Source organism: Demequina aurantiaca (genome assembly GCF_000975135.1).
GTDB classification, from domain to species: Bacteria; Actinomycetota; Actinomycetes; order Actinomycetales; family Demequinaceae; genus Demequina; species Demequina aurantiaca.
Genome location: NZ_BBRF01000004.1, coordinates 1 through 5,729 on the forward strand (window position 1 = coordinate 1; position 5,729 = coordinate 5,729).

3 rRNA genes are annotated in these 5,729 nt (G+C 54.1%); all 3 read left to right on the plus strand.

The annotated features are described in order from the left end of the window. Nucleotides 1-465 precede the first annotated feature (465 nt). Nucleotides 466-1,986 (plus strand): 16S ribosomal RNA (locus AOP73_RS11630). A gap of 386 nt (nucleotides 1,987-2,372) precedes the next feature. After that, nucleotides 2,373-5,473, plus strand: a 23S ribosomal RNA gene (locus AOP73_RS11635). A 91-nt stretch (nucleotides 5,474-5,564) separates the two neighbouring features. Next, a 5S ribosomal RNA gene (gene rrf, locus AOP73_RS11640) occupies nucleotides 5,565-5,681 on the plus strand. Together the 16S, 23S and 5S rRNA genes form the textbook arrangement of a ribosomal RNA operon. Nucleotides 5,682-5,729: the final 48 nt, after the last annotated feature.

Sequence of the window (5,729 nt, forward strand, 5' to 3'; positions counted from 1 at the left end):
CCGTAATGTTTCATCTGTTGCCAACGACGGGACGCTTTACCGCAGGACTGAAAAGGCCGCGGGAAGTCCTCTTGACAACCACTTCAATTTTTCTGAGCTTTGGTCGCTGACGCGCCTGGGGTGAGGTAAGGTTGAGAGCCCCCTAAGTTTGAAACACTCCGACAAGGTGTGTTGACGGCGAGGGATTATGGGTGTAAGATCGTAGGGTTGCCCTAAAACGGACTCGGAAGAGAATGTTTTGGTGCGCGTCCGAAACTTGAGAACTCAACAGTGTGCCACATAAGTCGATGCCAAATTGTTTGGTGTTGCAGCGAGATGGGCCTTCGGTCTGTGTTGTTGTGATGCTGGATACCTTTGGTAAAGAAATGAATGTCAGTGACATTCGTACTATTTGCTGGAGATTAAACTGGTTCTTTTGAACCGCTTCGTATGTCGTTAAGCCGCTTTGCGGATTAGCTATAAACATTAACGGAGAGTTTGATCCTGGCTCAGGACGAACGCTGGCGGCGTGCTTAACACATGCAAGTCGAACGGTGAAGCAGAGCTTGCTCTGTGGATCAGTGGCGAACGGGTGAGTAACACGTGAGTAACCTGCCCCAGACTCTGGGATAAGCCTTGGAAACGAGGTCTAATACCGGATACGAGACGAGACCGCATGGTCATTGTCTGGAAAGTTTTTCGGTCTGGGATGGACTCGCGGCCTATCAGCTTGTTGGTGAGGTAATGGCTCACCAAGGCGACGACGGGTAGCCGGCCTGAGAGGGCGACCGGCCACACTGGAACTGAGACACGGTCCAGACTCCTACGGGAGGCAGCAGTGGGGAATATTGCACAATGGGCGAAAGCCTGATGCAGCGACGCCGCGTGGGGGATGAAGGCCTTCGGGTTGTAAACCCCTTTCAGTAGGGAAGAAGCGAAAGTGACGGTACCTACAGAAGAAGCGCCGGCTAACTACGTGCCAGCAGCCGCGGTAATACGTAGGGCGCAAGCGTTGTCCGGAATTATTGGGCGTAAAGAGCTCGTAGGCGGTTTGTCGCGTCTGCTGTGAAAGTTCGAGGCTCAACCTCGAATCTGCAGTGGGTACGGGCAAACTAGAGTGTGGTAGGGGAGACTGGAATTCCTGGTGTAGCGGTGGAATGCGCAGATATCAGGAGGAACACCAATGGCGAAGGCAGGTCTCTGGGCCACAACTGACGCTGAGGAGCGAAAGCATGGGGAGCGAACAGGATTAGATACCCTGGTAGTCCATGCCGTAAACGGTGGGCACTAGATGTGGGGCTCTTTCCATGAGTTCCGCGTCGCAGCTAACGCATTAAGTGCCCCGCCTGGGGAGTACGGCCGCAAGGCTAAAACTCAAAGGAATTGACGGGGGCCCGCACAAGCGGCGGAGCATGCGGATTAATTCGATGCAACGCGAAGAACCTTACCAAGGCTTGACATATACGGTTTATCTCTAGAGATAGGGAGTCCTTCGGGGCTGTATACAGGTGGTGCATGGTTGTCGTCAGCTCGTGTCGTGAGATGTTGGGTTAAGTCCCGCAACGAGCGCAACCCTCGTTCTATGTTGCCAGCACGTAATGGTGGGGACTCATAGGAGACTGCCGGGGTCAACTCGGAGGAAGGTGGGGATGACGTCAAATCATCATGCCCCTTATGTCTTGGGCTTCACGCATGCTACAATGGCCGGTACAAAGGGCTGCGATACCGCAAGGTGGAGCGAATCCCAAAAAGCCGGTCTCAGTTCGGATTGAGGTCTGCAACTCGACCTCATGAAGTTGGAGTCGCTAGTAATCGCAGATCAGCAACGCTGCGGTGAATACGTTCCCGGGCCTTGTACACACCGCCCGTCAAGTCACGAAAGTCGGTAACACCCGAAGCCAACGGCCTAACCCGTAAGGGAGGGAGTTGTCTAAGGTGGGATTGGCGATTGGGACTAAGTCGTAACAAGGTAGCCGTACCGGAAGGTGCGGCTGGATCACCTCCTTTCTAAGGAGCACTTGGCGCCCTCGTTGGGGGTGTCCAGGACTTCGTTTTGTTCTCATATGTAGAGCAGCGAAGGCTCATGGATGGAACATCGACTGTGGCTTTTACTCGAAAGAGTCTTCTTAGTACGCCCCTTGGGGTTGGAACAGTCTTAGGCTCTGGGTAGTGATGGCATGGCACACTGTTGGGTCCTGAGGGATCGGGCGAAAGCTTAGATACTCAGGCCAGTCGAAAGACAGGCTGGACGGACTATCTGATACGGATGAACCACCTCGCGCAAACATTATTGTTTGATGAGGTAGGCGCCGGATGAGGGTAGGACCGCCCGTACCTTGAGAACTGCACAGTGGACGCGAGCATCTTTAAATTTGAATGCAAATTCGAATGTAAGTTAAGTTTTTAAGAGCACATGGTGAATGCCTTGGCAGTAGGAGCCGAAGAAGGACGTTGTAGCCTGCGAAAAGCCTCGGGGAGCTGGCAAACAAGCTTTGATCCGAGGATGTCCGAATGGGGAAACCCCGCTGGAGTCATGTCCAGTGACTCTCGCCTGAACACATAGGGCGAGTAGAGGGAACGTCGGGAAGTGAAACATCTCAGTACCGACAGGAAGAGATATTCCGTGAGTAGTGGCGAGCGAAACCGGAAAAGGCCAAACCGTTAGCGTGTGATAGCCGGCAGGCGTTGCGTTAGCGGTGTTGTGGGACCTTTCTGATGGATCTGCCGATCCGTCAAGGAGTCAAAAATCTGCGTGATAGTCGAAGGGCATTGAAAGGCCCGGCACAGAGGGTGTAACCCCCGTAGACGAAATTTCGCAGACTCCTGAGAGTCATCCCAAGTAGCACGGGGCCCGAGAAATCCCGTGTGAATCCGCGAAGACCACTTCGTAAGCCTAAATACTACCTACTGACCGATAGTGAATCAGTACCGTGAGGGAAAGGTGAAAAGTACCCCGAGAGGGGAGTGAAATAGTACCTGAAACCGTGTGCTTACAATCCGTTGGAGCCTCCCTAGCAGGGGTGACAGCGTGCCTTTTGAAGAATGAGCCTGCGAGTTAGTGGTATGTGGCAAGGTTAACCCGTGTGGGGTAGCCGTAGCGAAAGCGAGTCCGAATAGGGCGTTTGAGTCGCATGCTCTAGACCCGAAGCGAAGTGATCTATCCATGGCCAGGTTGAAGCGCGGGTAAGACCGCGTGGAGGACCGAACCCACTTCAGTTGAAAATGGAGGGGATGAGCTGTGGATAGGGGTGAAAGGCCAATCAAACTTCGTTATAGCTGGTTCTCCCCGAAATGCATTTAGGTGCAGCGTTGCGTGTTTCTTACCGGAGGTAGAGCTACTGGATGGCTAATGGGCCTCACCAGGTTACTGACGTCAGCCAAACTCCGAATGCCGGTAAGTGAGAGCGCAGCAGTGAGACTGTGGGGGATAAGCTTCATAGTCGAGAGGGAAACAGCCCAGAACACCAACTAAGGTCCCAAAGCGTGTGCTAAGTGGGAAAGGATGTGGAGTTGCCCAGACAACCAGGAGGTTGGCTTAGAAGCAGCCACCCTTGAAAGAGTGCGTAATAGCTCACTGGTCAAGTGATTCCGCGCCGACAATGTAGCGGGGCTCAAGTACACCACCGAAGTTGTGTCATTCATATATTAGCCAGGCCTTCGTGGTCCAAGCGTATGGATGGGTAGGGGAGCGTCGTGTAGCGAGTGAAGTCGCGGGGTGACCCAGCGGTGGACGCTACACGAGTGAGAATGCAGGCATGAGTAGCGAAAGACGGGTGAGAAACCCGTCCGCCGAATGATCAAGGGTTCCAGGGCCAGGTTAATCCGCCCTGGGTAAGTCGGGACCTAAGGCGAGGCCGACAGGCGTAGTCGATGGACAACGGGTTGATATTCCCGTACCGGCGAAGAACCGCCCATGCAGAATCAGATGATGCTAAGCGCCAGAAGCAGCTGAACCCTTCGGGGGAATGTCTGTGGATCGCGCGACCCGAGTCTGTAGTAAGCAAGCGTATTAACAGGGGTGACGCAGGAAGGTAGCCGAGCGTGGCGATGGTTGTCCACGTTTAAGGGTGTAGGGCGAGTCGTAGGCAAATCCGCGACTCACATAGCCTGAGACCTGATGATGACAGCAATAGCTGGAAATCGGTGATCCTATGCTGCCAAGAAAAACCTCGGCGCGAGGTTCTAGCCGCCCGTACCCCAAACCGACTCAGGTGATCAGGTAGAGAATACTAAGGCGATCGAGATAATTATGGTTAAGGAACTCGGCAAAATGCCCCCGTAACTTCGGGAGAAGGGGGGCCTGAGGCGTGACGGAACTTGCTTCCCGAGCGTTCGAAGGCCGCAGAGACCAGAGAGAAGCGACTGTTTACTAAAAACACAGGTCCGTGCGAAGTCGCAAGACGATGTATACGGACTGACGCCTGCCCGGTGCTGGAAGGTTAAGAGGAAGGGTTAGCCGCAAGGCGAAGCTCAGAATTTAAGCCCCAGTAAACGGCGGTGGTAACTATAACCATCCTAAGGTAGCGAAATTCCTTGTCGGGTAAGTTCCGACCTGCACGAATGGCGTAACGACTTCTCTGCTGTCTCAACCGTAAACTCGGCGAAATTGCATTACGAGTAAAGATGCTCGTTACGCGCAGCAGGACGGAAAGACCCCGGGACCTTTACTATAGCTTGGTATTGGTATTTGGTGTGGTTTGTGTAGGATAGGTGGGAGACTTTGAAGCCGATACGCCAGTATTGGTGGAGTCATTGTTGAAATACCACTCTGATCATTCTAGATATCTAACCTCGGTCCGTAATCCGGATCAGGGACAGTGCCTGGTGGGTAGTTTAACTGGGGCGGTTGCCTCCCAAAAAGTAACGGAGGCGCTCAAAGGTTCCCTCAGCCTGGTTGGCAATCAGGTGGCGAGTGCAAGTGTACAAGGGAGCTTGACTGTGAGACTGACAGGTCGAGCAGGGACGAAAGTCGGAACTAGTGACCCGCTGGTGGCAAGTGGAAGCGCCAGCGCTCAACGGATAAAAGGTACCCCGGGGATAACAGGCTGATCCTGCCCAAGAGTCCATATCGACGGCATGGTTTGGCACCTCGATGTCGGCTCGTCGCATCCTGGGGCTGGAGTTGGTCCCAAGGGTTGGGCTGTTCGCCCATTAAAGCGGTACGCGAGCTGGGTTTAGAACGTCGTGAGACAGTTCGGTCCCTATCCGCTGCGCGCGCAGGAAATTTGAGAGAATCTGTCCCTAGTACGAGAGGACCGGGATGGACAAACCTCTGGTGTGCCAGTTGTTCCGCCAGGAGCACGGCTGGTTGGCTACGTTTGGAACGGATAACCGCTGAAAGCATCTAAGCGGGAAGCCGGTCTCAAGATGAGATTTCCATGGACTTCGGTCCTGAAGGCCCCCAGCAGACCACTGGGTTGATAGGCCGGATGTGGAAGAGGGGACTAAAGACCCTTGAAGCTGACCGGTACTAATAGGCCAATAACTTAACTTCATTTAATTATGCTACGCGTCCACTGTGCGGTTCCCGAGATACGGTCGGGAAACCGAAAACCCAAACACTTGGGTTGATATCTCCATAGAGTTTCCGCAGCCATAGCGGGAGGGAAACGCCCGGCTCCATTCCGAACCCGGAAGCTAAGCCTCCCTGCGCCGATGGTACTGCACTGGTGACGGTGTGGGAGAGTAGGTCGCTGCGGGACATCCTTTACACGAAAGGCCGCCCAACGCTGGGCGGCCTTTCGTCATTT